Here is a 25812-nt window from a genome sequence, read left to right as displayed (position 1 = left end):
TGGGAAACCATAATTCCTAACTTCACCTTGCCCCCGCAGGTAGTTTAATTTATTAACCCAGGTGAATGATCCTCCGTTTTTTATCCCGGATTTTTGCTTATCTAAAAATCAGGATATGAAAACACAATCCATCTGGGGAATTAAATCCGTATCATTCTGGGCTGTACTGGTAATAGCAGCAGGCATTATTTTCATTGGCACCCGCTTTCTCATCTATCCGCAGGCTGGTGCTGCCGGCTATGGCATCCCCTTTGCAGCTCCGCAAGACACTGCTTACGGGAAAATCAAAGGTATCCGGGATATCTTTTCCGGACTCGCCCTTTTACCCTTACTTTTTATGCGGATGCGTAAAGTCGTGGCATGGGTATTCACTGCCGCCATTGTCATTCCTGCTGTCGATTTTCTCATTATCCTCTCTTACAATGGAAGTAAGGATACCGCTCATTTAATGATTCATGGTATCACCGCACTCGTTATGGTTATTACCAGCATTTTACTCTTTATAAAGCCCGCTAAAAATTGAACACTATGCATATCAGCCAACTCCTTTTGATCATCGCGAATGTAAGCACCGGTGTAATATATGGAACTGACATGTTTCACGCCATCGTTGTAAAAAAAGCCGCCTCCCTCAGCAAAGATAGCTCCATTGCCGACCTGATTGGCCATACCCATCTGCTCGCAGATAAGCGTATGCCGGGCTTTGGAATTACAGCACTGCTGTGCACGACAATTTGCATCGTTTTAAATTTCAGCAACCTTTATGCTACATGCTTGTCAGGTGCCGCACTATTAATGTTACTGTCTCATCTTTACTTGTACATGACCATTGCAAAGCCTGTCAATAAAGTAATGGCGGATGGCGTAGTTAATAATATCGTGCCTGTCAATATCCGAGCACTGCAAAACCGCTGGGATAGTGTGATCGGTTACAGGGCTGCACTCCTTACATTTGCCATGCTGCTGCTATCCCTGGCAACCATAGTAGGTGATTAATGAAAAAGGCAAAATTAACTGGGTAATCAGTTAATTTTGCCTGTATGCAACTTTTGATTCAAGCAATAAAGAGCCAGATCTCCGTTTCTGAAAAAGATATTACCATCATCGAAAACCTGTTTCACAAAAAATCTTTCAGGAAAGGAGAACATCTTTTGTCAGCAGGGGAGGTGTGCCGTTACATCATCTTTATTGAAAGTGGTTTGGTAAGGTATTATTTGAATAATGAAGAAACGGAGCAAACGCACTACTTTAACCAGGAAGGGGAATTTGTATGTGATTATGTCAGCTTTTTACCCCAATCCCCATCCAATGTTAATATTCAGGCACTGGAAGATACCCTTGTATACCGGATCAGTGCCGATGGCATTCAGCAATTTTACCGGGAAGTAAGCAATGGGGAGAGGTTTGGCCGTGTAGCGATCGAACAGGTTTTTGTAAATGTAATGACCCAGGTGATTTCTCTTTACACCGACAAGCCCGATAACAGGTACCTGAAATTCCTTGCTAATTATTCGGGCCTGGCTCATCGTATTCCCCAGTATTACATTGCATCTTATGTAGGCGTGAAACCGCCATCGCTAAGCCGGATCAGGAAACGCCTGGCCTCCGGGCGCTGACACTTTCACCGGTTTCAATAATACGATATGCCACTGGCTGCCTGAACCTTCCCAATATCTTCAATTCAACTACAAACTCCCTCAATCCACCTACAAATTCCAGGCCCCATAGCCCCATCTTTGTTCCACAAAAATCTCGTCTCATGACAACGCACAAAAGAATAGCTCTTGTAACCGGCGCCAATCAAGGCGTGGGTAAACAGGTAGCAAAAGAACTAGCAGCGAATGGTGTCACCGTACTCCTTGGCTCCCGCAACTTTGAACGAGGCGAAGTCGCTGCAAAGGAAATCAACGCCATTCCTATTCAACTCGATGTCACCGACCCTGCCTCCATCGCTGCCGCTGCCGAACGTATCCGCACTGAATTCGGCCGCCTCGATCTTCTCGTTAATAACGCCGCTATCTCAAGGTCTGAAAGAGATGACATTACACTGGAGAACTACAGAACATTATACGGCACCAGCACCGTATCTCTCGATGACCTCCGCGCTATCTGGGAAACAAACGTATTCGGTGCCCTCGCTGTTTACCAGGCTATGCTGCCGCTCCTAAGACTGTCATCCGATGCCCGCATTGTAAATGTCTCCAGTGGTGTAGGCTCCCTTACCCTGAATGCCGATCCATCCTTCCCTTACAGAAAGATGTACACACCAGCCTATGCCGGTTCAAAAAGTGCCATGAATATCATTGCCCTTTCCATGATGATCGAACACGAAAATGATGGTATCAAGGTAAACCTTGTATCTCCTGAGTTCACAAAAACAGCCCTCAATAATTTTCAGGGAACAGAAACCATCGAAGATGGCTCCAGGGAAGTAGTACGGGTAGCATTGTTTGGTCCGGACGATCCGGGAGGAACTTATACCCGCTGGGAGAATCAGCATATTCCCTGGTAAATGAAATGGTGGCCGGGGGATGAGTTACCCCATTTTTGATTCGGCTACAAAGTTCCGCGATAGTGCTACATCCTCCAAAAGATCTCTTCCGATCTTTGTATCACAATAAAAAAATAGTATCATGGCAGGTAAAATATGGTTTATTACAGGAGCTTCCCGTGGATTCGGAAGAGTTTGGACAGAAGCAGCACTCAATCGCGGAGATAAAGTAGCAGCTACAGCAAGAAAGCTATCCAGCATCGCAGACCTCAAAGAAAAGTATGGTGATAAGGTATTGCCACTGGAAATGGATGTTACAATACCGGCACAGGTAAATGCCGCCGTAGCTCAGGCGCACGCCCATTTTGGTAAACTTGATATTGTGCTCAATAACGCTGGCTATTCCCTGGTAGGCACCATTGAAGAAGCAAGTGCGGAAGATGTACAAGCCCTTTATGCAACAAACGTTTTCGGTCCACTAACAGTGATCAAAGCCGCACTGCCCTTATTAAGAGCACAAGGCGGAGGTCACATATTAGGAACTTCCAGCGGTCTCGGTCATTTAGCATTTCCGGTGATCGGTTATTACTGCTCCTCCAAATGGGCATTTGAAGCTATTCATGAAAGCCTGGCAAAAGAGGTGAGCCAATTCGGAATAAAAGTGACAATTATAGAGCCAGGTGCTTATGCTACTGAATTCGGTAGCCAGGATTCATTGAAATTTTCCGGGGCACTGGATATTTACGAAGATTTCAAGCAGCAGTTTTTCGGAACCCTGAGAGGTCTGGAAAGAGGTAACCCGGATGCGACCCCTGCTGCTATTTTCAAAGTGGTAGATGCAGAAAATCCACCTCTGCGTTTTAACCTGGGTAGCCAGAATTTACCAGATGTACGTGCTGCCTATGCAGAACGCATCGCAACCTGGGAAGCCTGGAACGACATCTCTGTTGCCGCACAGGGAGAATCAAAATAAATTATATGAGAATGATAACCGACCTTTGGAAACGGTTATCATTCTTTAATACAGAAGCACATGAAGAAGGAAGCAAATCTAATCCATTCACCAGACTCTCTGACTGAAATGCATCGCCTGGCAGGTTTGCCAGCTCCCAAGCATCCCCTGATCAGCCTTTTCAATGGTAGGAATACCGAGATGAAGCATGCACCAACAGGTGCCCATGTACTGAAATACTATAAGATCTCTTATAAGCCAAAACTAAGCGGAAAAATACGCTACGGTCAGAGCTATTATGATTTTGATGAAGGTGGACTGCTCTTCGCTGCCCCTGGTCAGATCATCGGTGGAAATAATGAACACGCAGTTAGCTGTTCCGATTACATTTTACTGATCCATCCTGATTTCCTGTTGAACTACCCGATTGCAAAAAAGATCAGGCAGTATGGTTACTTTTCTTACTCAACGAATGAGGCATTACATCTCTCGGAAGAAGAGAAAGAAACCATTCATGCTATCTTTACAATGATCGACACAGAACTCAATAGCAGGATCGACGATTTTAGTCAGGATGTAATTATTGCCCACATAGAATTATTACTAAATTACGCGAACCGTTTTTACAAACGTCAGTTCATTACCCGCAAAGTCGTACACAACGACCTGTTACAACGGGTAGAAGAATTGTTAAATGATTACTTTGAAAAAGATACACCAGGCTTACCGTCCGTGCAATACCTGGCGGAGCAATTAAACCTCTCCACAGGTTACCTGAGTGATATGCTCCGCTCTCTCATTGGCCAGAATGCGCAACAACTGATCCAGGAGAAACTGTTCGAAAAAGCGAAGGAGTTATTATCCACCACGAAGCTGTCAGCTTCTGAAATTGCTTTCCAGCTTGGGTTTGAGCATTCACAGTCTTTCAGTAAGTTTTTCAAGGTAAAAGCAAAAGTTTCGCCTTTGCAGTTCAGGCAGTCATTTAACTGATCAGGTCAGTGAACCGCCCAGGTTTTTTGTAATCATCACCCTTGCCCGGCTCAGGGCCTCCCTGCTGGTAAACAGGTATCTTGCAATATTCGTCAGGGAGATCTTCTGGATGATCAGGGGGCGGTTACGCATCAGGAAGCGATACCGCTCCAACGGACTTTTTAATGAAAGAATATACTGATGCTCTGCCTGTTCTTCCATAATGTCCTGGTACACCTGGATATTTACATGTAATATGCTGCAATGCAGATCATACAGGGGGCGCACATTATTAATATTAAATCTCAATATCACAGAATCTTCCAGCGCTGTAATATTCATATAAGAAGGCTTATTACTGTTGAAGCTCTGGCAATTGGTCAGAAAATCATCGGTAAAACCAAATTTCAGGATCTTCTCGCTATCGTCATCTCCTGTAAAACTATATTTAAAATGCCCGGATAAGATAAAGGCTGCATTGCGTGCTACTTTCCCTACCCGCAGAAAGTGTTCGCCTTTTTTAATATGCCTTACAGTCGCTAATTGATCCAGCAATCGCCATTCTTCGACAGAGACCTGCGGGTATTTCTTAATGAGTCTTTGATAGTACGATGGTAATGGCATAATTTAAATATTGTTGCAAAGCAAAATTAAAGTCGTCGGGCTTCTCCATCATCGGCGCATGGCCACAATCATTGATCACCACCAGCCGGGCATCAGGAATCATATTTTCAAATTCTTTTGCTACCTGCAAAGGTGTGATCCTGTCTTCCCGCCCCCAAATTAATAAAGTTGGCGCAGTAATCAGAGGTAAAAGATCTGCTACATAATGGCGCTGAGCAGATTTAGCTACCCTGAGTACGCCCAGGCACTTTTGTGTATCCTTCGTAATCGTTAATACCTGTGCTACAAGTGCCTCCGTGGCTACTGCCGGATCGTGAAAAGTATATTCAACCCTGGCCTGGATATATGCTGCCGTGCTTCTTTTGGGAAAACTCCCCATATTCGTATTTTCATACAAACCGGAACTACCCGTTAATACCAGGTGCTTCACCTGGTGGGGATGACGGGCTGCGTATAAAACGGCAATATGGCCGCCCAGTGAATTGCCTACCAGGATGATGTTTTGCAGCTTATTGGCGGCAATATATTTTTCTACATAGTCCAGTAAAAACAATAGGGGTTCTTCTTTTGGCGTATCATAAACCGGCAGGGAAGGAACGTATATATCATAGTCCTCTCCAAATTGAGCAAGCACACTATCCCAGTTGCTCAATTGTCCAAACAGCCCGTGAAGCAGGATCATATTTTGTTTCATGTCATTCATTTGAAACAAAAGTAAGGAGCGCGATTTTTTGTGGCCGTGACTACAATCACAATCGTATTTGGATTATAATTCTTCGCAGGTGTAGTAGGGGAGATTTTAAAATATGTCTTAAATCACCTCCAGGCTATACGAACCTGGAGGTGATAAAATAATCAGGGGGTTTCAAAAGTGAACTGTTGCGCATCGGCTCCATTCCAGGTCCATGACCTGATATCAGCCCCTGGAGTCTGACTTCCATTCTCCAGGTCCATCACATTATTACTGCCCTTCGCCCATATTCTGTAATAGCCGTTCCCCAATGCCTCCACTTTCCACAGCTGGCAATCATTTGACAACTGATCCCATACCATAATATTCGTACCCCTGGCCAAACCACAGGAATTCAGGTCCAGTGATTTATGATTCGGCAATGCTGAGATGATCTTATAAAAACCATTATTCTGATAAGTAAGCGTCCACTTTTGCCCGTCACAAGGAGTTTTTGTCCAGGTCTTTACATCCGCATTGTCAGGAGAACATCCAGGAATATCAAGATACAGCCCTGCACCAGCGGTCGTGTTGATCTTACACCTGATCGCATAAGTACCATCTGCAATTGGGTTAGGTGCATAACAAATACCATCATATTTAATCACGCCTGAAGTGCTAATCCGCACCGGCATAATATTCCCTGAACCATCAAAGAACATCCTGTCAATCGCCACCTGCCTTTCATCTACATTCGTACTTGTCCTGCGGTGATATACAAAATAATATTCGTCACTGCATCCAGCTTTCCGGATCACTGAATTATGCCCCGGCCCTTTGATATCCCCGAACGGAGAGGTAATCCGTCCTTTCGTCGTCCATGGTCCGACAGGTGTACCAGAAGTTGCATATTCTACATGGTAGTCATCATTCCTGTAGTCATTGATAGAATACATCAGGTAGTACACGCCATTCCGCTTCAGCATGTAAGGTGCCTCGAAATAATTAGATGGCTTGTCATGTGTGCGGGTACCAGTGAGCGAGATCATGTCTGCATTCAAAGCTTGCACATTAAATGTGGTATTACCCCAATAGAGATAAGCCTGGCCATCTGAGTCAATAAATGCCATCGGGTCAATCGGATCTGTACCGTCGCCAGTTGCCAGCGCACTGCCTTTGTCAACAAAGGGACCTGTTGGACTTGTACTCACGGCAACCCCTATCTGTTTTGCAGCAGTAAAGTACATGTAGAAATTGCCGTTGCGGGCCACCACACAAGGAGCCCAACCACCGGTATGTGCCCAGTTCACATTGTTCAGATCTAGTACCACACCCTCATCATTCCAGCTTAGTAAATCGGCAGATGAATAGGCATGAAACTGGCTGTTGTTCGAACCAATAGCCGTTGTGTAAATGTAATACTTGCCGTTTGCATACAGGATATCCGGATCTGCAGTTGGAACCGGTAAAATAGGATTGCCGCTCATCAGGTCAATTGCGGACGATGCGACTAAACTGGTACCTGAGGTAGCAATGGCTGGCGCTGCAGGCCGGTTCGCTTCGTTATCGTCCTTACAGGCACCGATACAAACGCTGAGTACGATTGCATTCAATAGCAATCGGGTGGAATTTCCCATGGGTTTCAATTTATAGGGTTTAAAAAAATATCAGCGCCAGGATATAGACACTATAAAGGAGCAGCAATAAAAAAGGGTTGACAGGAAATAAATTTAACTAAAATCTTTAATTAACCGGGAGTTTTTTGAAGGATCACGCCTGGCTTTTTAGCACGATTTTTCGTAAAGAGGATAACAATTGCCTGCCTGGTTCCGCAACAAAATGATTTAAAGTTCCCTGCTTTCTTTCCCAGGGGAACAGGTATCAAAAAATGAGAACATTTGAAATATCTGCCGGGAAAAATTAGTGACAAATTACTATGCTGTAAAGTGGATAATAAGGAGTTTATTGTATTTTGTAGTAGACAAGGAGAATATCATCCAAAAATAAAACTTAAGAGATCATGTTGTTTAACTACACCCCGAACAGGGAAAATAACACCCTGACCATCCAACGGGAGTTCCTGGCCGATCGCGCGCAAGTATGGGATTACTACACCAAAAGTGAATTACTTGCTCAATGGTATGCCCCCGATCCTATGATCATCACTACACAGGTAATGAACTTCCATGAAGGCGGCTACTGGCATTATAAAATGGCTGATCAGGATGGGAATGTATACTATGGCATGACCCAATATAAAAAGATCGATCCGCGCTATGAACTCAGCTTCTTCGACGCCTTTTGTGATGAAAATGGCAAGATCGATATAAACATTCCCGGTGCTGACTGGACTGTTACATTCACTGAACGTGGTGATAAGATTCTCGTGCAAAGTGTGCTTACCTTTCAATCCTTAGCAGATCTGGAACAGATACTGGAAATGGGGATGGAAGATGGTATGAGAGCTACTTACGAAACATTAGACAAACTGCTGGCTGAGAAATAAATAAAAGGGGCTGACAAAAAGGGTACCCCCTTCTCGGGTGGGGTGATGGAGATGAAATGGCTTTTCGCTATTCTTATCGCCTTCATTTTGCCTTTTAGTCAGCCCTTATATATTACCAGGGACTAATTCCAGTCTCTGGTGCATTATCATCACTAAAAAACTGCCCTGTTGCGCCATCAGGCCCCAGCACCGCAGCTTTCACTACCCTTGCCGCCGCATCCTGCACTGTTCCCGGACCACTATGATTGTTAAAATCGGTAGCCGTATAACAAGGATCTACGGCATTTACCTTGAACGCTGTATCTCTAAGTTCATAAGCCAGCACAATGGTATATGCATTCATGGCTGCCTTGGATGTAACATACGTCACCGGTTTCACCTGGTAATGCACATAATCCGGATCACTCTGGCAGGTCAGAGATCCCAGGCCGGATGTCACATTGACAATACGGGGCGCTGCTGACTGTTTTAACAGGTCTATGAATGCCTGTGTCACTTCCACGACACCAAAGAAGTTCGTTTCAAACACGTCTCTAAATACATTAATCTCTGTTTCTGTACTGCTCTGCGACATTCCTCCACTAATCCCCGCATTATTGATCAACACATCCAGGGCCTTGATCTGCCCACGGGCTGCCCGTATTGAGGCTATATTATCTACATCGATCACAATGGGTTCCACCTGGTTGAGGCCCATGGACTGCAGTTGTTTTACTGCCTGCTCACCTTTTGCCAGGTCCCTGCATCCCAGGTATACGTAATATCCTACACCTAATAATTGCTTTGCTGTTTCAAAACCGATACTCTTATTTGCTCCTGTTATCAATACTGTTTTCATAATAAGTGATTTAACAGGCACAAAATTATATCCCTGCTCACAGGTAGCAGGAACACATCCAACGGTTTTTATGGTACATTTTCCGGATTCAGTTAAAAGCTTTCCTAAATCCCAGCAATCGAAGCAGTTTTGCCAGGTAATAGACTTTGAAATAGGGCAATTGTATGTTATTAATATCCCGCTCATTGGGTAGAGAGAAATATTGCAATGATCTTAGCATTAATCGTAGCCTGCCAGATATGGAAGCACTAAACCTGATATGCATATAAATTCTCTCCCGGTAACAGCGAGGTGTACCGGTTAGCTGCCACTTAGCAATCAGATCAGCACATTTTATCATTGCCCGATCTGTCGGCATCCTGGCTGCCGGGCAACCTAATAATCGCGTGGCTAGTTCCTGTCCAAGCCTTTCATAACGTCGCAGTCCTGGCAGAACATCCAATACTCTATTCTGAGACAACATCACTAAATCTACCAAAGATCTCAGATTTGGATAATAATCACTAGCACCGTGGTGTAAAACCATCAGCCTGTAATATTGCTCATGGGAAATAGGAGAGGAGCTATTCAGATAATCGGGTCCAAACAACTCTTTAAATCCAATAGATTGATCCATGAAATATCCGGTTGGCCGATGATGAAACTCAAACCCAAATAATCGGCCCATCGGACTTCGCTTATAAAAACAAATGTCTTTTTTGTTCGTTACATAATCCCCCGGAAAGCGTCGTATATATTCACCCTGTGTACAGGTATATCCTTCTGCGGTCATCAGGCCCACCAGTTCGGGCATGCGTCTGGCATCAATCATCATATCCATATCCGTGAACTCACGCATACTGATATCGCCGGCATAAGCCATCTGGGCAAAATCCAGTCCTTTGTACAACCTTACAAAGATACCCTGCTGCTGTAGTAACTGTTGAATACGCCTTGATTCCACCTGCCGTTCAAAAGCAAATACAGATAACGCATGACAATAATTTCGAAATCTCAGTAAAGCGGCAGCAGGAATATTACTGTTATTATTAATCACCTTATAGACAATAGGCCGCACACGATGAAATGCTGCGAGGCGGTACACTTCGTCCCAGTTCAATTCATGTGCCTTTACGTACTGCTCTAATTCTTCTTCGGACGATGTCCTGATAAAAACCCTGCAGCATAGAATGACATAGGCAATTTCAGCCGAGTATGTTTTGCTGATATCTTCTATTTGCATTATTGTATTTTAAGCATATGATGCTGTTCTAATTTCTGCAAAAATTGCATGGTGTCATTTTCACATTGAGTAGGTGAAACACTAAACTCTTCTACCAATGATGTAATAAGATTTTTCACAGATACCGGGGTGGACAGCTTATTCCAGATTGTACTGCCCACCGGGTTAATATTTATGTAATGACCTTGTTGAATATCCATTAACACGACTTCATTTCCAAGAGTACTGATCATAAATTTTTCTTCATTTCTACTAATAATAGTATCAGGGTGCATGGAAGTGGGATTTTGTTTGGTAAAAATAAGTATTATTGCAAAATAATTAAATAACTTGTAACGCCCCGTGTCCACTTATACTTATTATGGATTTGGATTGAATATACAATCTGAAATTCCCTTTCCCGAATTATCCCCTGTTCCCTCTTTCGAGCAGGCTCACGTGAATATCCGGCTGGGTAAAGTACCTGCTGTTCCCGATGGATGTTCCTTCAGTACCGGAAGAATCTCATATGTCATGAACGATAGTGAATTGCTCATTACCGTGCCGGATACAGGAAGATATTATGTAAGCGGAGGACATACAATTATTATGCACCCGGATTATGAAGATTGTGAAATGCGCATGCTTCGCCTGTTTGTACTGGCAGCTGGTATGGCGGGGATCCTGCAGCAACGCGGTATCATCCCCATGCACACCGGTTCAGTGCTGATTGATGGCAAACTCACGCTGATTGCAGGTCGCTCAGGTGCGGGTAAGTCTACCACACTCGCAGGGTTGTTGAATAAACAATATCGTATATTTAGTGATGATATCGTTGTGCTGGCTGAGGGAGCCGGTTCCGCCATGCATGGTATCGCATCTTATCCCATGATCAAGCTGTGGGAACAGAGCATGCAGGCACTGGCATACGAAGACCGCTCTTTCCCCATCATGCCGGGCATGGAGAAATATGGCCTCTTCTTTCACGATGATTTTGACCCTCATCAATATCCTATAAACAGGGTAATTTTATTAAAACTAAGTGAGAATAACGGTTTTACAACAGAACGGCTCAGCGGCGGCAATGCATTTGAGGCAGTTGTAGAACATATCTATAAACCCTCATTTTTCAATAGTTCCAAAATGCGCGTACTAAAATTTAAGACCATTACACAACTGTTGCAGAACGTAGATGTATACCAGATAGCCAGACCGGTAAATTGCGCCCCGGATGATTTGCTGTCGCATGTAATCTCCCTTTTATGAAAACAACAGACCTGAGAATGTTCACAGAAGCCTGGATATGGCTGGCACTGGCCAGAACCATGCTCCTTTTTCTACCTTTCAGAAAACTGGCACCCATCCTCGGGAAAAAGACATTTCCTGCTCAGGGTGAGGCTGAAGGATTGCATTATTCAAAGGACAGGTTGCGTTGTATCGGAACAGCTATCCGGCGGGCTGGCAAGAGATCTCCCTGGCGTACTGAATGCTTTGAACAGGCACTGGCTGGCAAACTAATGCTTAAGGCCCGCCGTATGAACAGCACTGTCTTTTTTGGTGTGAGTAAGAACATGCAGAAAGGGAACTTCAATGCTCATGCATGGTTGCAATGTGGAAATCATGTTGTAACAGGAAATAAACATTTAGAACAATTTACTGTTATTGCTTGTTTCAAGAGTTGAACCATGAGTGCCATATTCGGTATAATTAATAAGAGCCGCAAGCCACTTGACCCGGTAATAATTCCACAAATCCGTAATGTGCTGCATCACCGTGCCATAGATGGAATGGATGTCTGGACCAATCAATATATCGCCCTGGCCCATTTTAAGCTGGCAATGAATGTGTCAGAACTGCAACAACAGGTGCCCCTGGAAACAGAAGACCTTGTGATCACTGCGGACATACGCCTGGATAACAGGCATTCCCTTTTACAAAAGACGGGGGCGCCAGCGCAATGTTCCGATCTTGTATTGCTCCAGCATGCCTGGAATAAATGGAAAGAGGCATGTGTAGCTCACCTGGAAGGTGAATTCGCTATCTGTATCTGGGATAAAACCCGGCAGCAATGTTTTCTGGCAACAGATCATATCGGTTTTCGTACCTTATATTATTACGATTCACCGGAAGTTTTCATATTTTGCAGTGAGCAAAAAGGAGTGGAAGCATTTAAACCAACTCCCGCACGATTTAACGAAGTTAGCCTGATAGAATATTACTTCCGGCAGTCGTGTCCGGCCGCCACTTATGATGCAGATGTATGGAACTTGTGCGGTGGCAATACCCTCATACTCGCCAATGGCATTATGAGTATCCGGAAATACTGGGAGCCTGCAGGTGGCAGGTATAAATTTAGAAAAGATGAAGATTGGTATGAATGCCTGAAAGCGCTGCTCTACGAGGCCGTCAGCAACAGGTTGAATACTGATAAACCAATTGGCATCACCCTGAGTGGAGGGCTGGATTCTTCAGCCGTTGCCTGCGTGCTGGCTGATGTATTACAGAAAAAGAACAAGGCCCTACATGCCTTTTCTGCTATACTACCGGAAAAGCATCATCCTGAAGAAGAAGATGAACGTTATTATATAGATGTGATAGGCAGGCATTGCCCCAATCTTATCCAAACATATATAACGGCAAACGCCTACGGGCCTTTTGACGGTATTGTAGCTGCTTTCGAACGCGACGAAACGTTCCCCAACGTATTCTACTATATGGACCATGCGATCCTGGAGGCAGCAAAGGAACACCAGGTAGGAGTATTATACACCGGCTTTGGTGGGGATCATTGGGTGTCCTGGAAAGGCAATCCGGTTATTTATAACCTGGTGAAAAGCGGACGATTGCTGGGGGCATGGAAACTGGTAAAACAGTTCGCTGATAGAGAAGGAAAGAGAATTGCTGCAGTTATAAAACGGGAAATAATGACCCAGTCAGCAAAGCGGAGTGTAACAACCACCGCGGAAGCACCTTTTCTGCAGGACTTGTTTTTTCAAAAGTATAGCAAGGGCTTGTCCTTCGGTTCGGTGAGTGATATTACTGCACATATGTGCGACAACCTCCGCAATGGCAGAACGGGCTTATTCCCGGCCCTGCTTGCGAAGCGTAATGAAAGATTCGGTATGCAAAGTGCCGTGCCGCTGTTAGATAAACAGATCATGGAATTTATGATTGACATCCCCATGCACCTGTTTGTAAAAGGCGGATATAAAAGAAGCCTGATCCGGCATACCATGGAGGGAATAGTGCCACCCGAAGTATTGTGGAGAAAGGATAAAGGCATGTATTCTCCTGATTATATTTCCCGCATTCACAAGGAGCGGGCTTATATCAGGGACATTGCAAACTCCGATAAACATCTGCTGGCATTTCAGCGTTATTTAACAAGAGATGGATTAACTTTAAATGACACGAATAGAAAAGATGTGGCAATCCTCAGAACTAACCAGTCTGTAATAGCAAGTGAAGTCCTAACCGAATTGTCACAGAAAGGATATATAATTCCCTAACAATTAAAAACAAACAAGCATGAACGAACAAGCACAACAAAAACCTGTTTGGACAACGCCCGATCTGAAAGTTTACGAAGTAAATGACGTTACCCTTGGTAATGGTGGTGTCGGTTTTGATTTCGCGTCAGAGTCCAGCACCTGAGATTTAAAACCAGGGCTTATTGCAAAATGAGTCCTTTTTTAAAATACTCTTACACAATGGAAAACGGGCCAACAACCCCCAATCCGGTCTGGGTAACCCCTGATATGAATGTGTTTGAAGTAAATGATCTCACCCTTTTAAATGGGGGGGCTGGTTTTGACTTTGGTTCAGAAGCCAGTACCTGATTATAAAAAGGACTCATTGCAAAATGAGTCCTTTTTGTATACCATAATACGCTGCCTGGTAAGCAGCCACATACATATCTTCCAGCAACAGCATATTCACCTGGATCAACTGTGCATCTCCTGCAGCTACCAGCAATCGTGTGTCTTCAAGCACAACACTTCCGGGTGGTAGTTTAGTTGCTATCCCCGTTTGCAAACCATCCATTATTTTTATCTGCTGCCCATTCATATTGGTTGCCGCTCCCTTATTCCATGGATTACAGGCCCGGATCAGGTTACAGATCTCCCTGGCAGACATCTGCTTCCAGTCAATCTGTACGTCCTTTGCCGCAGGACGATGATGATAAGCATTCTCTCCATCAGGTGGAATGGGTGCCGGCGGTTTTCCCGAAACAAGCGCATTCAATATGTAATGCACACCCTCCACCACCAGCTGGCTGAAGATCTGATGTACCAAAGAATAATTATAATGTGGCTGGTCAGGAATATACTTATTCCATACTACTGCGCCTGCATCAAACCGTTCATTTAATACATGGATGCTCAGGCATAAGCGGAGCATTCCCATTTTCAGCTGCCAGAACACAGGTACAGGACCTCGAAAAGAGGGGAGTGGCCCGGCATGAATATTAAAAGCCGGCATAGAAAATTGCGAAACGTCCAACAGGGAGGGATAGCCATATACAAAGACCACAGCAGGGTTCACCTGCTTCACCCAATTATACACATCTTCGTGCTGTTGGCCCGTCACTAATTGAAACCGTGCCGCAAGCACCTTTACCTTTTCATTTACATAAGGATCCTGGCCTGGTCTAAAATAGATACACACCTGCAAATTATTATTTGCAAGTGTGTATGCCAGTGACAGAAACTGATCACTGCTCGAAATAATTCCTATAGTCATATCAGTTAAGAAAAGCTGGGATAGACACCTTGCAAAGCAATGATGTAATTAAGGGTGACATAAGGCATCATATTATCATGTGGTTGTGTTCCCCCGGTGACGGTCAATGCCGTTGGATCCAGTGTTACATTGGGTGCTGTAGGCCCCGATGGCAATGGCAGATTCGTATACAGTTTTACATCCGGATATGGAGTAGGAGGAGGAGCTGCACTGGTATTACCATTCGTATTCGCAAGGAAACTATCCGTTGGCTCACCGCTGGTAGCAGTATCGGTAGTTGCCTGCAGGTTGTGCGTATGAGCCGGGATCTGGGTGGAGAGTAGCGTTACTTCGCTTACGCCAGCACTTTCACCCATTACATAAGTAGAACCAGCCGCCAATGGACCCTGTCCACAGGCAATGCGCTGACGAAGATCAGGCAAAGCAAAAGTAGTGATGCCATCACCGCCATAGGTAGTACCTATCAGCGAGTACAATGCTTCGTTTTCTGAAATATTAACCAGGTTCCCGTTACAAATACTCCAGCCAACAGGTGCAAAGTTGCCGGCAAAGAGTCTTATTTCTCCAAGGTAATTATCCATAAATTATATATTGAGTTGATTGGAAAATATTATTGCCTGGAGGGGAATACGCCCTGGGTGGCAATACAATAATTGATCACAAGGAAAGGCTGCCTGTTTTCGTGCGGCATATTGTTGCCTGTTGATGTAATACAAGGTCCCATTACTGTCATCGCAGAACTTACAAGGGGAGAATACAAATTGACATTTGCCTTATTGCTAACAGGCGAAGTGCCTTTTATATCCGGATTGCCGAGGAAATTAGTAGAAGGTGTTCCCAGATCATAAGCACTGCTGACGCGAAGCAGGTGATTATGCTGTGGTAGTGTATTGGGCGTTAAGGTGACCGTTTCAGAACCTCCTGGCTGGCCTATTGAGTAGTTCGTACCACTCGCGCTGACACCTGTGCCAAGAATAGTTCTGCCGTTTAGGTTCGGCAACTGGAAATTGTTCATACCATTTCCGCCATAATAGACACCTATCAATGCAAACAATGCCTGATTCTGGGCGAGAGGTAAAAGTTGTCCATTGCAGGGGATCCAACCTTTCGGGGCGCGGCCGTAACTAAATGCACGGATTTCTCCGATAAAATTTTCCATAGCAGTAATTCAAAAAGGTGAAGAAATGGTTGATCAGGGACGAGAAGGATATATCCCTTCCGAACAGATACAATAAGTCATAGCCAGGTTCGGCGACATATTGTTGTGTCCCTGGCTGTCACCGGTTACGGAAATACTCAGGGGGTGGAGGGTAGCTCCTGCCGAAGTATTGGCGTAAGCAATAATACCCTGATTTGCGCCGGATGAAAAGGCGTTGGTAAGGTAAGAGGTCGGTGCCGGTACATTAGTGGCCTCTGTCAGCTGCGCAGCACTCGATCTTGTCACAGCACCCACCATATGGTTATGTGCTGGAATCGTGTCTACTGTCAATGTAACAGTTTCTGATCCCGCGGTGATACCCGGAACATTCCAGCCACTCTGCGCAATATTTACGCCGGTAGCAGCAACACCTCTTAGATCAGGTAGTTTGAAAGTGGAGGTTCCGTTTCCGCCAAATTGAGTGCCGATCACGGAGAAGAGTGTAGATTGAGCTTGAATAGCGACTATACTTCCGTCGCAGGGAAGCCAGCCCCGGGGCACGAAATTAAAGCCAAATGCCCTGATTTCGCCAATGAAACCATTCATAATGTTAATGATTAGTGTTTAGGTAATTAAAAGGGTTTATGATAAGTTGTGGTGTTCGGGATTTAAAAATATAAAGGCAATTTACAAGCAAATATAACAATACGAAAAAAAAGAAGGTTCAAAATCTAAAAAATAAATTCTAATACCTACTGCAACAGTAAATATTAAGGATATATCGCCCTGGTTTGATCCCGGTAAGCGGAAGGAGTGAGGCCGGTTTCACGCTTGAAAAACCGGTTGAAATAGGAAGTGTCCGCAAACCCAAGATGAAACGAAATGTCCTTCACCGGTTGATCTGTATGAAAGAGTAGTCGCCTGGCTTCCATGATCAAACGATCATGAATATGCTTGATAGCGGGTTTGCCACTTTGACTCCTGATGACATCACTCAAATGACCTGAAGAAATATTAAGCATGGATGCATAATCGTTCACCTCATGATATTGCTGATAGGATTCGTCAATCTTCGCCTGGAAACGCTTTAGTAACTGCTGCTCGCTGTTGACCTCATTGCCCTTATACTGCGCGGTATAAAGTCTGCTCAGGTAGGTGAGCAATACAGTCAGGTAAGCACTCAGCATTTTTTGCTGCCATTCTCCCTTTTGCCTGTACTCGGTTTGCAGCTTTTGCAATAGTTCTTCTATGAAAAGAATATCCGCGGCTGTCAGCTCCAGTTCATAACCATTATAAGGATTTACGAGCAGGGGCAACTTTAACAATGCTCCATTACCGTACAGGGAGAGGAACTCCTTAGTGAATGCAATGCCTGTACTCCAAAGTTGTTTGACCTCTTCCTTTACAATCAGCTGGTGTGGTCCGAAAAAGTAAACTGTATTATCCTTCAGGTCAAAAGAGTTCATATCAATCCATTGCCTGCTGCCTGCTTTTCGGATAAAGGCAATTAAATAATGGTCCTTACGGTGGGGGATCAGCAATTCTGAACGGTCGGGAAAATCGCCTTCAAAGTGGTAGATCTTAAAATGCCGGTCACTCATAAACTCATCCTGCTCTAAAGAGTAAACAGGTACTGTCAGCGTATTCATGCCCTAAATTTAAATCTTCGGTGTGGGATATATTCAATTGATTTTTTGTTGCCCCTTCCTGTGAATAATGTACTTGATGATTAAATAAAAGAGGCGCCCTTTTCACAAAGGACGCCTCTTTTATTTAATTTGCCTAGAACAGCTTTTCCTGTGGTGGTTTTACCCCGGCCAGCCTAAGGTATACCGTGGCCTGGCCCCTGTGGTGCGTCTGGTGCTCAAACGCTTTCTCAATAGCCATTTGTTTCGTGAGCTCAAATTTTCCAAACAAATTGACCTTGTCATTCAGCTGGGAGGCTGGGATCTTCTTTATGCACGCAATCGCAAAATCATACCCATCCATTACTGCTTTGGTAACAGCCGCCTTGGATTTGTCGGCAGATTTTTCTGAATCACCAAATCCTACCGGGCTCTTCTCTCCACTAACAGCAGAAAGGAACCCGTAGTTTGCATCGGTGAGGTGTAAAAACTGGTCAGCAAAAGAGCGCATCTCAGGGGTGGGTTTCAGCCCGTAATCTTTATCCGGCATGGCATCCAGATATTCTTTCGTGTAAGCTTTCGCCCTTTCCCACTCTTTAACGAGTGCTTCGTTTTGCGACTGTGCTTTGGCAATGCTGGTGGCACTCAGCAATACCGCAAGGAGGTACATCATTGCTACTTTCATGAATTACAGGTTTTAGAATCCGAATTTAATCAGCTTTTACCATTTTCCGCAAAAAGATCTCCTTCACCTTCGCAATTTCCTGCCCATACATGCATTTCTTCCTGGTGCCAAAATAAAGCGTATTCTCGTGGATCTTACTCCCTTCCCATATCAACCTTACCTTGCCCTCATCCAGCTCCTGCTTTGCCAGAAAATCGGGCACTACAGCAATGCCATCCCCCACACTCAGACACCTTAAAATGGAACAGATATTCGGTACGATATAATTCGGCTTAAAATCCGGCCTTTTATCAAAATTATTGAACCAAAACCTGCGCAGATGTTCCATATCCCCCGTCGTACCATACCAGATCTGCGATTTCAGCCAATCTAGTATCCCCTGTTTATCATCCGCCTTCAATAATTTTTTGAATTTCGCAGTATTCGTTTTGGCACCACCCACCACCACAATCCGCTCTTTGAAAAAAGGTTCATACTTCAATTGCGGATAATCCCCCTTCTGTGGCGTAATAATCAGGTCTAAAATCCCTGCATCCAGGTCGCTCAGCATCTCAGGATATTCTCCAAACTTAATGATCACATTAAACGGAAGCGTGGGCAGGTACGGTTCCAGTGTAAACTGGAAGGTCTCAAAACACATCCCCACACTCACGGTAGGACGTTCCGCCTCCGTGCTCCGGTGAAAATGCTCCTCTGCCTCTTCCAGCTTATTCAGCGCCTCAAGAATATAGTTGTACAGCAATTTTCCCCGCTCCGTAGGAAGAAGCTTGCGGGAACTGCGGTCAAACAATTTATGCCCCACATACGCCTCCAGCGAACTAAGGTGCAAACTAATACCTGGCTGAGACACGTACAAGGCTTCTGCAGCCCCTGTAAGACTGCCAGTCTCATATATAGTTTTAAAGGTGCGGAACCATTCAAGATTTACCATCTATCAGAATTATGATACAAAGGTATTATTTATATTATTTTAATAGTAGATAGCGGGAGCCTAGTTTTGCATTGTAAATCAAAAATGACAATGAAAAAGATCTTCGTGATAAACGGCGGACAGGTATTCGGTCACTCCGGGGGCCGTTTTAATAAAACGATTGCGGAAGCCTCACAAGCTTTCTTTGGCGATAAGGAAGGATATGAAGTACGTTACACCGATATCAACAGCAAATATGTTCCGGAAAAAGAAGTGGAGAACTTCGTCTGGGCAGATGCAGTCATTTATCATACACCCGTGTGGTGGTTTGGATTACCACATGAGTTCAAGAAGTATCTCGATGTAGTATTTACAGCAGGCCAGGGCAAAGGGATCTACCGCAGCGATGGACGCAAAGCAGAAAACCCTGCTATCAATTATGGCACCGGTGGCATGCTGCATGGTCGTAAATACCTGCTCACCACATCCTGGAATGCACCCGCTACTGCTTTTACACTACCAGGTGAATTCTTCCAGGAGAAGTCAGTAGATGAAGGCGTACTCTTCGGCTTCCATCGTATGAATGCCTTTACTGGAATGACCCCGCTGGAAAGCCTGCATTTCCATGACGTAGAAAAGAATGCAGATATCAATAAGGATTTGAACAGGTATCATGAACACCTGGAAAAAGTATTTAACTTTCAACATGCTTAAATGCCGGCACTCATGAAATGGATTCCAGGCATTTGTAATAATGATGAAATGCGCGCTTGAAATTGTTAAATTTTTGTTGTGGCTACTGACTTTTTGAAATCCTTCGTATATTTCTGAAAGTTAGTAGCCCACTTATGCTCGTTACCAGAAAACTTAGACTCATACTTATATTCTCCCGCAGATTTCTCGTTCCTGCATGCTTCTTTACAGCCATGTTTTGCCTGTTATCGCTCAGGTTCGGTACAAAAAATATGCAGACACTGGTCTTTGTATTGAAGATCCTGACCAGCGTAATGATCGGCTACACCGTACCTCAATACAGAAAGAACGAGTTTTATTTCTTTTACAATTTTCAAATGACTCCCTTAGTCATGCTGATAACCGGCCTCTTTTTAGAATTTATCCTTTTCGCTATTTTAATGTCTTATTGTTTTTAAGCATGAGCATCCTGGAAGCTGATAGTATCCGATACAACATCAATGGCAGGCAATTACTGTCCGACATCTACCTGAAACTGGAAACCGGGAAAGTCACGGCGCTTGTCGGCAGAAACGGGGAAGGGAAGACTACACTTTTCAAGATAATTTATGGCGTGCTGCATACCGAAGACCGGTCTGTACGCGTGGATGGTAAATACCCAGGCCCCCAACTATACAAGGTGCCAGGTGTATTAGGTTTTCTCCCTCAAAAGACTTTCACGCCCAAACACCTGAAAGTAAAAAACCTCTTTTCAATATACAACCTAAACATGTCCGACTGCTTTGCTGACTTCCCCGAACTGGCGAAATGTGTAAACGCTTCTTTCGGTTCTCTGTCAGGTGGAGAGACCCGCCTCTTCGAAATTTATTTCATAGTAAAATCCCCCTTTCAGTTCGTCATCCTGGATGAGCCCTTTACACTCATCTCACCCATCTTCATTGAACGGTTGAAAGCATTCTTAACCAAAGAGAAAGCAAACAAAGGCATCTTATTATCAGACCATCTGATCCATGATGTAATGGATGTATGCGATGATCTATACCTGCTCAATATGGGAGTATTGAAAAAAACAACCATACAAGAAATAAAAATATCTTACCTTCGCATCTCCGAATGATTTCGGCTGCTGACATCTTATTATAAAGGGCGGATGTTCCTACCTAAAGCCCTTGGATCTAATCATTATTTTATAAGAAAAATAGGAGTATGCAAACTATTGCATTCTATTGCGATGTGCAAAGCATTGAAGATAATGCGATGCAGCAATTGCAGCAATATGCACAAAAGCCTTATTTACAAGGCATTTGCGCATTTACCGATATACATTACTGTTCAGAAAAGGCGCTGCCAGTAGGGGTCGCTTTCAGAACATCTGATTACTTCTTTCCACTCATAACAGGCAAGGATATTGGTTGCGGCGTAATGTACCTCCGCATCAGTAAGGAAGACTGGCTCAAACCTTTTAATAAGGAAGAGCATTACAGGGCTTTCTCTGTTGCACATACCCAGATGACCGATGATGGTCTGGGAGGTGGAAATCATTTCCTTTCTATAGAAGAAGATGATGAAGCCGTCTATATTATTTGCCATACCGGTACCCGGGATAGAGGAATCGCACTGTACCAGCATTGTATAGAGCTGACCCGTAATTATTCAAAGGCCTGCGGTGAAGAAGTAGATTACGTACACAGAGATTTCATCGATACGAACTTTGAAAAGTATTATCATGATACCCTGCAATTCGGTTACGAAAGAAGAAAGAACTTTTGCATCAAGACACTGATCTTTTTACAGAATGCTAATTACATCCGTAGTAATAAAGCCGCTATTGACAGGAACTACCTGCGTACTAATTACAATGGTCTGCCGCAGCAAGGCGCTTTACATGGCACTCTCTATGTACTCGAAGATTCCGTGCACAATCATCTCCGCTTTAATGGCAATGAGATCATGCATAGAAAGGGGAGTAGCGAGCTGGGAAAAGACAAGACAGTAGTCATTCCCTTGTCTATGTCCAGGGGTAGCTTGCTGGTGAAGGCAGCGGATTTACAGGGAGCGAATAATGCGCTTTTATCCTGTGCGCATGGCGCGGGGAGAAAGTTATCCCGCTTTGATGCCATGAAGCATTGGAAAACCGTGTTGAAGGAGAAGCAAAGGAAAGCTTATAAAGAGCAGTTCAGTGAGTTGCTGGATCGCTCAGGAAATTTCCCCCATGGATATATCCAGGAGTTTGATTTTGCTTACAAGGAAAGTGACGATATACTGGCGTACCAGCCTTATCTGAAGAAGGTAACTCAGACAAGGCCCGTGGTGACAGTAAAGTATACGGAGATATAAACTTATTAAGTGTAAGATTTAGCCCGGTGAAATGCGAATGCGTTCACCGGGCTTTTATTTTTACCCCATCTTAAAAAAATACCAGCGATTGTTTGAAATTTACCAACCAACCAATTTGGCTATCCGGAATTTTGCTATAAAATCAATCAACAATGCAAATGGATCCCAATAGCCTCATGCAGGCAATATTAAAAGTTAAACGCAGGGAGCAATTAACGCCTCATTACATTCGTATCATCCTCACCGGCGATGACATCCAGGTATTTCAGAGAGCCGAAACAGGCGACAATAACAAGATTATCATCCCAAAAGATAAAGCATTAGGTATCGAATTACCTGATATGATTACACGAAATTTGTTTGATTACCCAAACCAGGTAGTAAGAACATATACCCTGCGATCATTCGATGCTGCAAAAAAGGAGATGGCCATCGACTTCGTAGTGCATCATAATCCTGGCCCTGCATCTGTATGGGCAATGAATGCCAAACCCGGTGATGAATTGGGGGTGATGATGAAAGCCGGCAGAAAAAAACTATTGAGGGCTGCTGATAAATATTATTTCTTTGGAGATCACAGCGCATTGCCTGTTATCAGTGGACTGCTGGAAAAACTGGATCCCGCTGCCAAAGGACATGCGTATATTGAAGTACAGGGAAAAGAAGATGTAATGCTCCTCAATAAACCGGCAGGTATTGACATTACCTGGTTATTCAATGAATATCCCGGTGATACATCTGCTTTGCCTGCAGCCTTTAATGCAATGGCTGCAAAAGTGAATGCTACATCTGCTGTTTATGTATTTGCAGAACATAAGGCAGTGAATGAAATACAGGATAAACTCCGCAAAAATCCAGCAATAAGACGTGAGAACTGGCAGGCATATGGCTACTGGAAACAGGGGGAATGTGAAGACCGGTCTATGATGGAACGGGCTGCAACAATGAAAGTATAAGTTGGCCGTTGATGGCTGATGCTGAGGGTATCAGCCATCAATGGCGGCCTTTCTATACGCAGTAGGACTCAGTTGATAAAACTTCTTAAACGTTTTCAAAAAATGACTTTCATCCGTAAACCCAAAATCACGGCTGATCATAGAAACAGGAACATCATTCTTCCTGACCATGCGCCCGATCATCACCATCCTGCACTCATTGATATATGCCTTCAATGACTGCCCCATATGCCGCTTAAAATATGCACCAATATAAGTAGCCGGGATGTTGAACAATTCCGACATATGCTGTGAAGTCAGCAGCAATGGCTGCTTCATATGTTTATGAATATGCTTGACCATCTGGTCAACAATGAGTTTATCATGATTGGGATAGCGCCTGTCAGTCAGGTTCCTTTCCATGATCACAATAAGGGAAACCAACTGGTGTAATATCAGTTGTTCATTCAGCATCGTCTGTTCTTTCATCGCTTCCAGTGCATTGAAGATATGTGTCACAATGACCTTATCTTCTGCACTCAATGGAATATATGCATTCAGTGGCGATTTGGCGCTGGCCATAACTACACCGTCAATATCCCATTTACTGACATATGTTTTAAGAAGTGAGCGCAGGTCGTCGCTGTATTTGATAAGGGTCGCTTTGGTTGTACGGGTAATGACAAAGGAATGCGGTTCGCCGGGGGCAATAAAAAAAAGGTCTCCTTTTTGAAAGGACACCTCCTGGTTACGAAAAATATGTTTACCTGTTCCGGAACGGATCAGGAAGAATTCATGATAGGTATGGCTATGCGTACTGTATGCTTCTGTCAGGATTTCCCTTGTCTCAATAATTACCGGTTCAAATTGCCTGTACTTAATCATACCTGCAATTTACATAACAAAGGGAAAGGAATAGACTTTCTTAAATTCCAGGTAAGCCAAACCCGCATGAATTTTATTTCAGCGAATGATTACCCTACTCCTTTAAAAAAGTTAAAATCAGTTTTGCCGCCATTTCAGGTTGCTCTCCTGACAAATGTCTTTGCGTTACTTCTCCCAGGTAGCCCCCATGCCCACCTGGTAAAATCGCCAGCTGCGCCTTCGGAAACAACCTGAACATCTCTACAAAATGCTCCGGTGTCATCACATCCTGATCCCCTCCGATAAGCAGGGTAGGAACCGTAATATTCCGCAGCATTTCCTCCGGCCAGTCTACAAACGCGATCATCCTGTCTCTGTCACGGTTATGCATAATTTCCAGTGCCGCATGATCATTATTGATCGCCAGGTACGCCTCCTGCAATCCCATTGGCATATTCGCCAGGCTGGCTGTTTTCATAAAATCAAAGAAGCCCTTGAACAGCCCATCTCTTTTAAAGAAAGAGGATGCGATTACCAGTTTCTTCACCACCTGCGGGTGCCTTGCCGCCAGTTGCATCGCCGTATTTCCGCCATTGCTGAAACCCAGGATCTCCGCCTGCGGGATCTTCAAAAACGCCAGCAGGGCAGCCACGTCATCCGCATCCTGCTCAAAAGTAGTGGGAGTGCCCCTGTCTTTGGTATGTCCATGCGCCTGCAGCTCCATGGCAATAATTTGCCTGTCAGCTGCCAGTAGGGGAATAAAGTAGCCAAAATTGCTTTCAATAGTTGATCCACCACCGTGAATCAATACCAGTGGCTCGCCACTGCCATAAATTTCGTAATAGAGATCTATTCCATTTGTGGGTGCATACCCGGAGCTTGTAGCTTGCATAATGAGGGATTGGGTGTAGGGCACAATTTAGGAATAATCTCTTAATCTGGTTGGTTGTTCAAGGTGTTGGTATTTTAAACTCAAAAAGATCCCAGATCCAAATGTGTGGTACAATTGTACAGATCGCAGGACCATTTAGTATCTTCCACCACAAACCTTGACACGGCTGTATTTTTCAAATGTTCAGTCAGTACAAAATCCGGTGTCAGATGACGAAGCATATGACGAATAAAACTGCCATGACTTACAACAAGAATGCGTTTACCCGCATGTTCTTGCAGCAGGTCTTTCATAAAAGCAACTCCTCTCTCATGCACAGCATCCGGCTTTTCAATACCCAGATCCAGCTGTCGCCAGTCCGGCCCCCATTTGGCAATCCGGTCTTCCTCTACAGTACCTTCCGTCTGACCGCCAGAGACCTCCCGCAATCTTTCATCTGTCAGTACTGGTGAAAGGCCTGTGGCTTCCGCAATAATTTCTCCGGTTCTTTTGGCTCTTGACAGGTGGCTGGTAAATATGATATCCCAGTTTTGTTCAGCTGCCAGCCTGGCTCCCAGTTTCCGGGCCTGTTCGATACCTTCTTCATCCAGCGGTATATCTGTGCTGCCCTGCATCCTGCCTTGCTTGTTCCATGAAGTACTCCCGTGTCGGATGATAGTGATACGTGTCATAGGTCCTTATTGTTGATAGGACACAAATGTAATCAAGGAGGGGGGCTTTTACAATAGGGAGGATTTTG

The 25812-nt window shown here is 44.3% G+C and carries 32 protein-coding genes; 16 read left to right on the top strand and 16 right to left on the bottom strand.

Going from position 1 to position 25812, the window contains the following annotated elements; genetic code table 11:
* Window positions 1-115: 115 nt before the first annotated feature.
* From U0033_RS09315 to U0033_RS09290, 6 genes are all read left to right on the top strand, one after another.
* The gene (locus U0033_RS09315) at window positions 116-523 is read left to right on the top strand and encodes a DUF4267 domain-containing protein (RefSeq protein WP_083571318.1); all 408 of its coding nucleotides are present in this window, start codon (window positions 116-118) and stop codon (window positions 521-523) included.
* 5 nt (window positions 524-528) lie between these two features.
* On the top strand, window positions 529-996 hold the full coding sequence (locus tag U0033_RS09310) for a hypothetical protein (protein ID WP_072357007.1): 468 nt from the start codon (window positions 529-531) through the stop codon (window positions 994-996).
* 44 nt (window positions 997-1040) lie between these two features.
* Window positions 1041-1616, top strand: coding sequence for a Crp/Fnr family transcriptional regulator (locus U0033_RS09305; RefSeq protein WP_072357008.1), 576 nt, complete (start codon window positions 1041-1043; stop codon window positions 1614-1616).
* A gap of 143 nt (window positions 1617-1759) precedes the next feature.
* Window positions 1760-2512, top strand: a complete 753-nt coding sequence (locus U0033_RS09300; RefSeq protein ID WP_072357009.1) for an SDR family NAD(P)-dependent oxidoreductase — start codon at window positions 1760-1762, stop codon at window positions 2510-2512.
* 121 nt (window positions 2513-2633) lie between these two features.
* Entirely contained in the window at window positions 2634-3464 is an 831-nt protein-coding gene (locus U0033_RS09295) for an SDR family NAD(P)-dependent oxidoreductase (RefSeq protein ID WP_072357010.1), read from the top strand.
* Between the two features lie 60 nt (window positions 3465-3524).
* Window positions 3525-4433, top strand: a complete 909-nt coding sequence (locus tag U0033_RS09290) for a helix-turn-helix domain-containing protein (protein WP_072357011.1) — start codon at window positions 3525-3527, stop codon at window positions 4431-4433.
* Here U0033_RS09290 and U0033_RS09285 read toward each other — a convergent pair whose 3' ends face one another.
* From U0033_RS09285 to U0033_RS09275, 3 genes are all read right to left on the bottom strand, one after another.
* Window positions 4434-5036 (bottom strand): Crp/Fnr family transcriptional regulator, encoded by a 603-nt coding sequence (locus tag U0033_RS09285; protein ID WP_072357012.1) that lies wholly within the window; start codon window positions 5034-5036, stop codon window positions 4434-4436.
* Window positions 5002-5730 (bottom strand): alpha/beta fold hydrolase, encoded by a 729-nt coding sequence (locus U0033_RS09280; protein WP_072357086.1) that lies wholly within the window; start codon window positions 5728-5730, stop codon window positions 5002-5004. Before U0033_RS09280 ends, U0033_RS09285 begins: the two co-directional genes overlap by 35 nt.
* 161 nt (window positions 5731-5891) lie before the next feature.
* Window positions 5892-7343 (bottom strand): family 43 glycosylhydrolase, encoded by a 1452-nt coding sequence (locus U0033_RS09275; protein ID WP_072357013.1) that lies wholly within the window; start codon window positions 7341-7343, stop codon window positions 5892-5894.
* Window positions 7344-7726: 383 nt separating this feature from the next.
* On the opposite strand from U0033_RS09275, the gene U0033_RS09270 reads away from it, so the two are divergent.
* The gene (locus tag U0033_RS09270; RefSeq protein WP_072357014.1) at window positions 7727-8212 is read left to right on the top strand and encodes an SRPBCC family protein; all 486 of its coding nucleotides are present in this window, start codon (window positions 7727-7729) and stop codon (window positions 8210-8212) included.
* Between the two features lie 112 nt (window positions 8213-8324).
* On the opposite strand, the gene U0033_RS09265 is transcribed toward U0033_RS09270, so the two are convergent.
* From U0033_RS09265 to U0033_RS09255, 3 genes are all read right to left on the bottom strand, one after another.
* On the bottom strand, window positions 8325-9050 hold the full coding sequence (locus tag U0033_RS09265) for an SDR family oxidoreductase (protein WP_072357015.1): 726 nt from the start codon (window positions 9048-9050) through the stop codon (window positions 8325-8327).
* An 88-nt stretch (window positions 9051-9138) separates the two neighbouring features.
* Window positions 9139-10272 (bottom strand): nucleotidyltransferase family protein, encoded by a 1134-nt coding sequence (locus tag U0033_RS09260; protein WP_072357016.1) that lies wholly within the window; start codon window positions 10270-10272, stop codon window positions 9139-9141.
* Entirely contained in the window at window positions 10272-10547 is a 276-nt protein-coding gene (locus U0033_RS09255) for a PqqD family protein (protein ID WP_072357017.1), read from the bottom strand. The genes U0033_RS09260 and U0033_RS09255 overlap by 1 nt, the downstream gene beginning before the upstream one ends.
* Window positions 10548-10614: 67 nt before the next feature.
* On the opposite strand from U0033_RS09255, the gene U0033_RS09250 reads away from it, so the two are divergent.
* From U0033_RS09250 to U0033_RS09235, 4 genes are read left to right on the top strand one after another with little or no spacing between them, the layout of a single operon-like run.
* The gene (locus U0033_RS09250) at window positions 10615-11517 is read left to right on the top strand and encodes a hypothetical protein (protein WP_072357018.1); all 903 of its coding nucleotides are present in this window, start codon (window positions 10615-10617) and stop codon (window positions 11515-11517) included.
* Window positions 11514-11933 (top strand): lasso peptide biosynthesis B2 protein, encoded by a 420-nt coding sequence (locus U0033_RS09245; protein WP_072357019.1) that lies wholly within the window; start codon window positions 11514-11516, stop codon window positions 11931-11933. The genes U0033_RS09250 and U0033_RS09245 overlap by 4 nt, the downstream gene beginning before the upstream one ends.
* Window positions 11934-11936: 3 nt before the next feature.
* Window positions 11937-13760: an asparagine synthetase B family protein gene (locus U0033_RS09240; RefSeq protein ID WP_072357020.1), complete on the top strand. Its 1824-nt coding sequence runs from the start codon at window positions 11937-11939 to the stop codon at window positions 13758-13760.
* 19 nt (window positions 13761-13779) lie between these two features.
* The gene (locus U0033_RS09235; RefSeq protein WP_262487750.1) at window positions 13780-13905 is read left to right on the top strand and encodes a hypothetical protein; all 126 of its coding nucleotides are present in this window, start codon (window positions 13780-13782) and stop codon (window positions 13903-13905) included.
* Between the two features lie 198 nt (window positions 13906-14103).
* On the opposite strand, the gene U0033_RS09230 is transcribed toward U0033_RS09235, so the two are convergent.
* From U0033_RS09230 to U0033_RS09200, 7 genes are all read right to left on the bottom strand, one after another.
* Window positions 14104-14994 (bottom strand): methionyl-tRNA formyltransferase, encoded by an 891-nt coding sequence (locus U0033_RS09230; RefSeq protein ID WP_072357021.1) that lies wholly within the window; start codon window positions 14992-14994, stop codon window positions 14104-14106.
* Window positions 14995-14999: 5 nt separating this feature from the next.
* Complete coding sequence (locus U0033_RS09225) at window positions 15000-15575, bottom strand: phage tail protein (protein ID WP_072357022.1); 576 nt, start codon at window positions 15573-15575, stop codon at window positions 15000-15002.
* A gap of 29 nt (window positions 15576-15604) precedes the next feature.
* A complete protein-coding gene (locus tag U0033_RS09220; protein ID WP_072357023.1) occupies window positions 15605-16153 on the bottom strand; it encodes a phage tail protein in 549 nt (182 codons plus the stop codon).
* A gap of 33 nt (window positions 16154-16186) precedes the next feature.
* Window positions 16187-16738 (bottom strand): phage tail protein, encoded by a 552-nt coding sequence (locus U0033_RS09215; protein ID WP_072357024.1) that lies wholly within the window; start codon window positions 16736-16738, stop codon window positions 16187-16189.
* A gap of 164 nt (window positions 16739-16902) precedes the next feature.
* Window positions 16903-17781: a helix-turn-helix transcriptional regulator gene (locus U0033_RS09210; RefSeq protein ID WP_072357025.1), complete on the bottom strand. Its 879-nt coding sequence runs from the start codon at window positions 17779-17781 to the stop codon at window positions 16903-16905.
* Window positions 17782-17914: 133 nt separating this feature from the next.
* The gene (locus tag U0033_RS09205) at window positions 17915-18442 is read right to left on the bottom strand and encodes a DinB family protein (RefSeq protein WP_072357026.1); all 528 of its coding nucleotides are present in this window, start codon (window positions 18440-18442) and stop codon (window positions 17915-17917) included.
* A gap of 25 nt (window positions 18443-18467) precedes the next feature.
* Entirely contained in the window at window positions 18468-19373 is a 906-nt protein-coding gene (locus tag U0033_RS09200) for a LysR family transcriptional regulator (RefSeq protein ID WP_072357027.1), read from the bottom strand.
* Between the two features lie 90 nt (window positions 19374-19463).
* Here U0033_RS09200 and U0033_RS09195 point away from each other — a divergent pair, with 90 nt between their 5' ends.
* The 5 genes from U0033_RS09195 (at window position 19464) to U0033_RS09175 (ending at window position 23338) form a co-directional block, all read left to right on the top strand.
* The gene (locus U0033_RS09195; RefSeq protein ID WP_072357028.1) at window positions 19464-20066 is read left to right on the top strand and encodes an NAD(P)H-dependent oxidoreductase; all 603 of its coding nucleotides are present in this window, start codon (window positions 19464-19466) and stop codon (window positions 20064-20066) included.
* A gap of 251 nt (window positions 20067-20317) precedes the next feature.
* Window positions 20318-20503 (top strand): hypothetical protein, encoded by a 186-nt coding sequence (locus tag U0033_RS09190; RefSeq protein ID WP_218163976.1) that lies wholly within the window; start codon window positions 20318-20320, stop codon window positions 20501-20503.
* 2 nt (window positions 20504-20505) lie between these two features.
* A complete protein-coding gene (locus U0033_RS09185) occupies window positions 20506-21162 on the top strand; it encodes an ATP-binding cassette domain-containing protein (RefSeq protein ID WP_072357030.1) in 657 nt (218 codons plus the stop codon).
* Window positions 21163-21251: 89 nt separating this feature from the next.
* Complete coding sequence (locus U0033_RS09180) at window positions 21252-22382, top strand: RtcB family protein (protein ID WP_072357031.1); 1131 nt, start codon at window positions 21252-21254, stop codon at window positions 22380-22382.
* A gap of 152 nt (window positions 22383-22534) precedes the next feature.
* Window positions 22535-23338 (top strand): siderophore-interacting protein, encoded by an 804-nt coding sequence (locus U0033_RS09175; protein ID WP_072357032.1) that lies wholly within the window; start codon window positions 22535-22537, stop codon window positions 23336-23338.
* A gap of 30 nt (window positions 23339-23368) precedes the next feature.
* On the opposite strand, the gene U0033_RS09170 is transcribed toward U0033_RS09175, so the two are convergent.
* The 3 genes from U0033_RS09170 to U0033_RS09160 form a co-directional block, all read right to left on the bottom strand.
* Complete coding sequence (locus U0033_RS09170) at window positions 23369-24202, bottom strand: AraC family transcriptional regulator (RefSeq protein WP_072357033.1); 834 nt, start codon at window positions 24200-24202, stop codon at window positions 23369-23371.
* Window positions 24203-24296: 94 nt separating this feature from the next.
* Window positions 24297-25073, bottom strand: coding sequence for an alpha/beta fold hydrolase (locus U0033_RS09165; RefSeq protein ID WP_072357034.1), 777 nt, complete (start codon window positions 25071-25073; stop codon window positions 24297-24299).
* Between the two features lie 80 nt (window positions 25074-25153).
* On the bottom strand, window positions 25154-25744 hold the full coding sequence (locus U0033_RS09160; protein WP_072357035.1) for a histidine phosphatase family protein: 591 nt from the start codon (window positions 25742-25744) through the stop codon (window positions 25154-25156).
* Between the last annotated feature and the right edge of the window lie 68 nt (window positions 25745-25812).

Origin of the sequence: Chitinophaga sancti (genome assembly GCF_034424315.1) — a bacterium.
Taxonomy (GTDB): domain Bacteria; phylum Bacteroidota; class Bacteroidia; order Chitinophagales; family Chitinophagaceae; genus Chitinophaga; species Chitinophaga sancti.
This window is presented reverse-complemented; position numbering and strand designations above follow the sequence as displayed.

Bases quoted from the DNA above. Each gene is read 5' to 3' on its own strand.
- U0033_RS09230 (WP_072357021.1), bottom strand. From the start codon at position 14,994: ATGACTATAGGAATTATTTCGAGCAGTGATCAGTTTCTGTCACTGGCA.
- U0033_RS09205 (WP_072357026.1), bottom strand. From the start codon at position 18,442: ATGAAAGTAGCAATGATGTACCTCCTTGCGGTATTGCTGAGTGCCACC.
- U0033_RS09220 (WP_072357023.1), bottom strand. From the start codon at position 16,153: ATGGAAAATTTTATCGGAGAAATCCGTGCATTTAGTTACGGCCGCGCC.
- U0033_RS09180 (WP_072357031.1), top strand. From the start codon at position 21,252: ATGCAAACTATTGCATTCTATTGCGATGTGCAAAGCATTGAAGATAAT.
- U0033_RS09280 (WP_072357086.1), bottom strand. From the start codon at position 5,730: ATGAAACAAAATATGATCCTGCTTCACGGGCTGTTTGGACAATTGAGC.
- U0033_RS09245 (WP_072357019.1), top strand. From the start codon at position 11,514: ATGAAAACAACAGACCTGAGAATGTTCACAGAAGCCTGGATATGGCTG.
- U0033_RS09215 (WP_072357024.1), bottom strand. From the start codon at position 16,738: ATGAATGGTTTCATTGGCGAAATCAGGGCATTTGGCTTTAATTTCGTG.
- U0033_RS09170 (WP_072357033.1), bottom strand. From the start codon at position 24,202: ATGATTAAGTACAGGCAATTTGAACCGGTAATTATTGAGACAAGGGAA.
- U0033_RS09225 (WP_072357022.1), bottom strand. From the start codon at position 15,575: ATGGATAATTACCTTGGAGAAATAAGACTCTTTGCCGGCAACTTTGCA.
- U0033_RS09315 (WP_083571318.1), top strand. From the start codon at position 116: ATGAAAACACAATCCATCTGGGGAATTAAATCCGTATCATTCTGGGCT.
- U0033_RS09255 (WP_072357017.1), bottom strand. From the start codon at position 10,547: ATGCACCCTGATACTATTATTAGTAGAAATGAAGAAAAATTTATGATC.
- U0033_RS09185 (WP_072357030.1), top strand. From the start codon at position 20,506: ATGAGCATCCTGGAAGCTGATAGTATCCGATACAACATCAATGGCAGG.
- U0033_RS09295 (WP_072357010.1), top strand. From the start codon at position 2,634: ATGGCAGGTAAAATATGGTTTATTACAGGAGCTTCCCGTGGATTCGGA.
- U0033_RS09260 (WP_072357016.1), bottom strand. From the start codon at position 10,272: ATGCAAATAGAAGATATCAGCAAAACATACTCGGCTGAAATTGCCTAT.
- U0033_RS09270 (WP_072357014.1), top strand. From the start codon at position 7,727: ATGTTGTTTAACTACACCCCGAACAGGGAAAATAACACCCTGACCATC.
- U0033_RS09200 (WP_072357027.1), bottom strand. From the start codon at position 19,373: ATGGTAAATCTTGAATGGTTCCGCACCTTTAAAACTATATATGAGACT.
- U0033_RS09175 (WP_072357032.1), top strand. From the start codon at position 22,535: ATGCAAATGGATCCCAATAGCCTCATGCAGGCAATATTAAAAGTTAAA.
- U0033_RS09305 (WP_072357008.1), top strand. From the start codon at position 1,041: ATGCAACTTTTGATTCAAGCAATAAAGAGCCAGATCTCCGTTTCTGAA.
- U0033_RS09235 (WP_262487750.1), top strand. From the start codon at position 13,780: ATGAACGAACAAGCACAACAAAAACCTGTTTGGACAACGCCCGATCTG.
- U0033_RS09165 (WP_072357034.1), bottom strand. From the start codon at position 25,073: ATGCAAGCTACAAGCTCCGGGTATGCACCCACAAATGGAATAGATCTC.
- U0033_RS09160 (WP_072357035.1), bottom strand. From the start codon at position 25,744: ATGACACGTATCACTATCATCCGACACGGGAGTACTTCATGGAACAAG.
- U0033_RS09190 (WP_218163976.1), top strand. From the start codon at position 20,318: ATGCAGACACTGGTCTTTGTATTGAAGATCCTGACCAGCGTAATGATC.
- U0033_RS09285 (WP_072357012.1), bottom strand. From the start codon at position 5,036: ATGCCATTACCATCGTACTATCAAAGACTCATTAAGAAATACCCGCAG.
- U0033_RS09275 (WP_072357013.1), bottom strand. From the start codon at position 7,343: ATGGGAAATTCCACCCGATTGCTATTGAATGCAATCGTACTCAGCGTT.
- U0033_RS09240 (WP_072357020.1), top strand. From the start codon at position 11,937: ATGAGTGCCATATTCGGTATAATTAATAAGAGCCGCAAGCCACTTGAC.
- U0033_RS09310 (WP_072357007.1), top strand. From the start codon at position 529: ATGCATATCAGCCAACTCCTTTTGATCATCGCGAATGTAAGCACCGGT.
- U0033_RS09210 (WP_072357025.1), bottom strand. From the start codon at position 17,781: ATGAATACGCTGACAGTACCTGTTTACTCTTTAGAGCAGGATGAGTTT.
- U0033_RS09265 (WP_072357015.1), bottom strand. From the start codon at position 9,050: ATGAAAACAGTATTGATAACAGGAGCAAATAAGAGTATCGGTTTTGAA.
- U0033_RS09290 (WP_072357011.1), top strand. From the start codon at position 3,525: ATGAAGAAGGAAGCAAATCTAATCCATTCACCAGACTCTCTGACTGAA.
- U0033_RS09300 (WP_072357009.1), top strand. From the start codon at position 1,760: ATGACAACGCACAAAAGAATAGCTCTTGTAACCGGCGCCAATCAAGGC.
- U0033_RS09195 (WP_072357028.1), top strand. From the start codon at position 19,464: ATGAAAAAGATCTTCGTGATAAACGGCGGACAGGTATTCGGTCACTCC.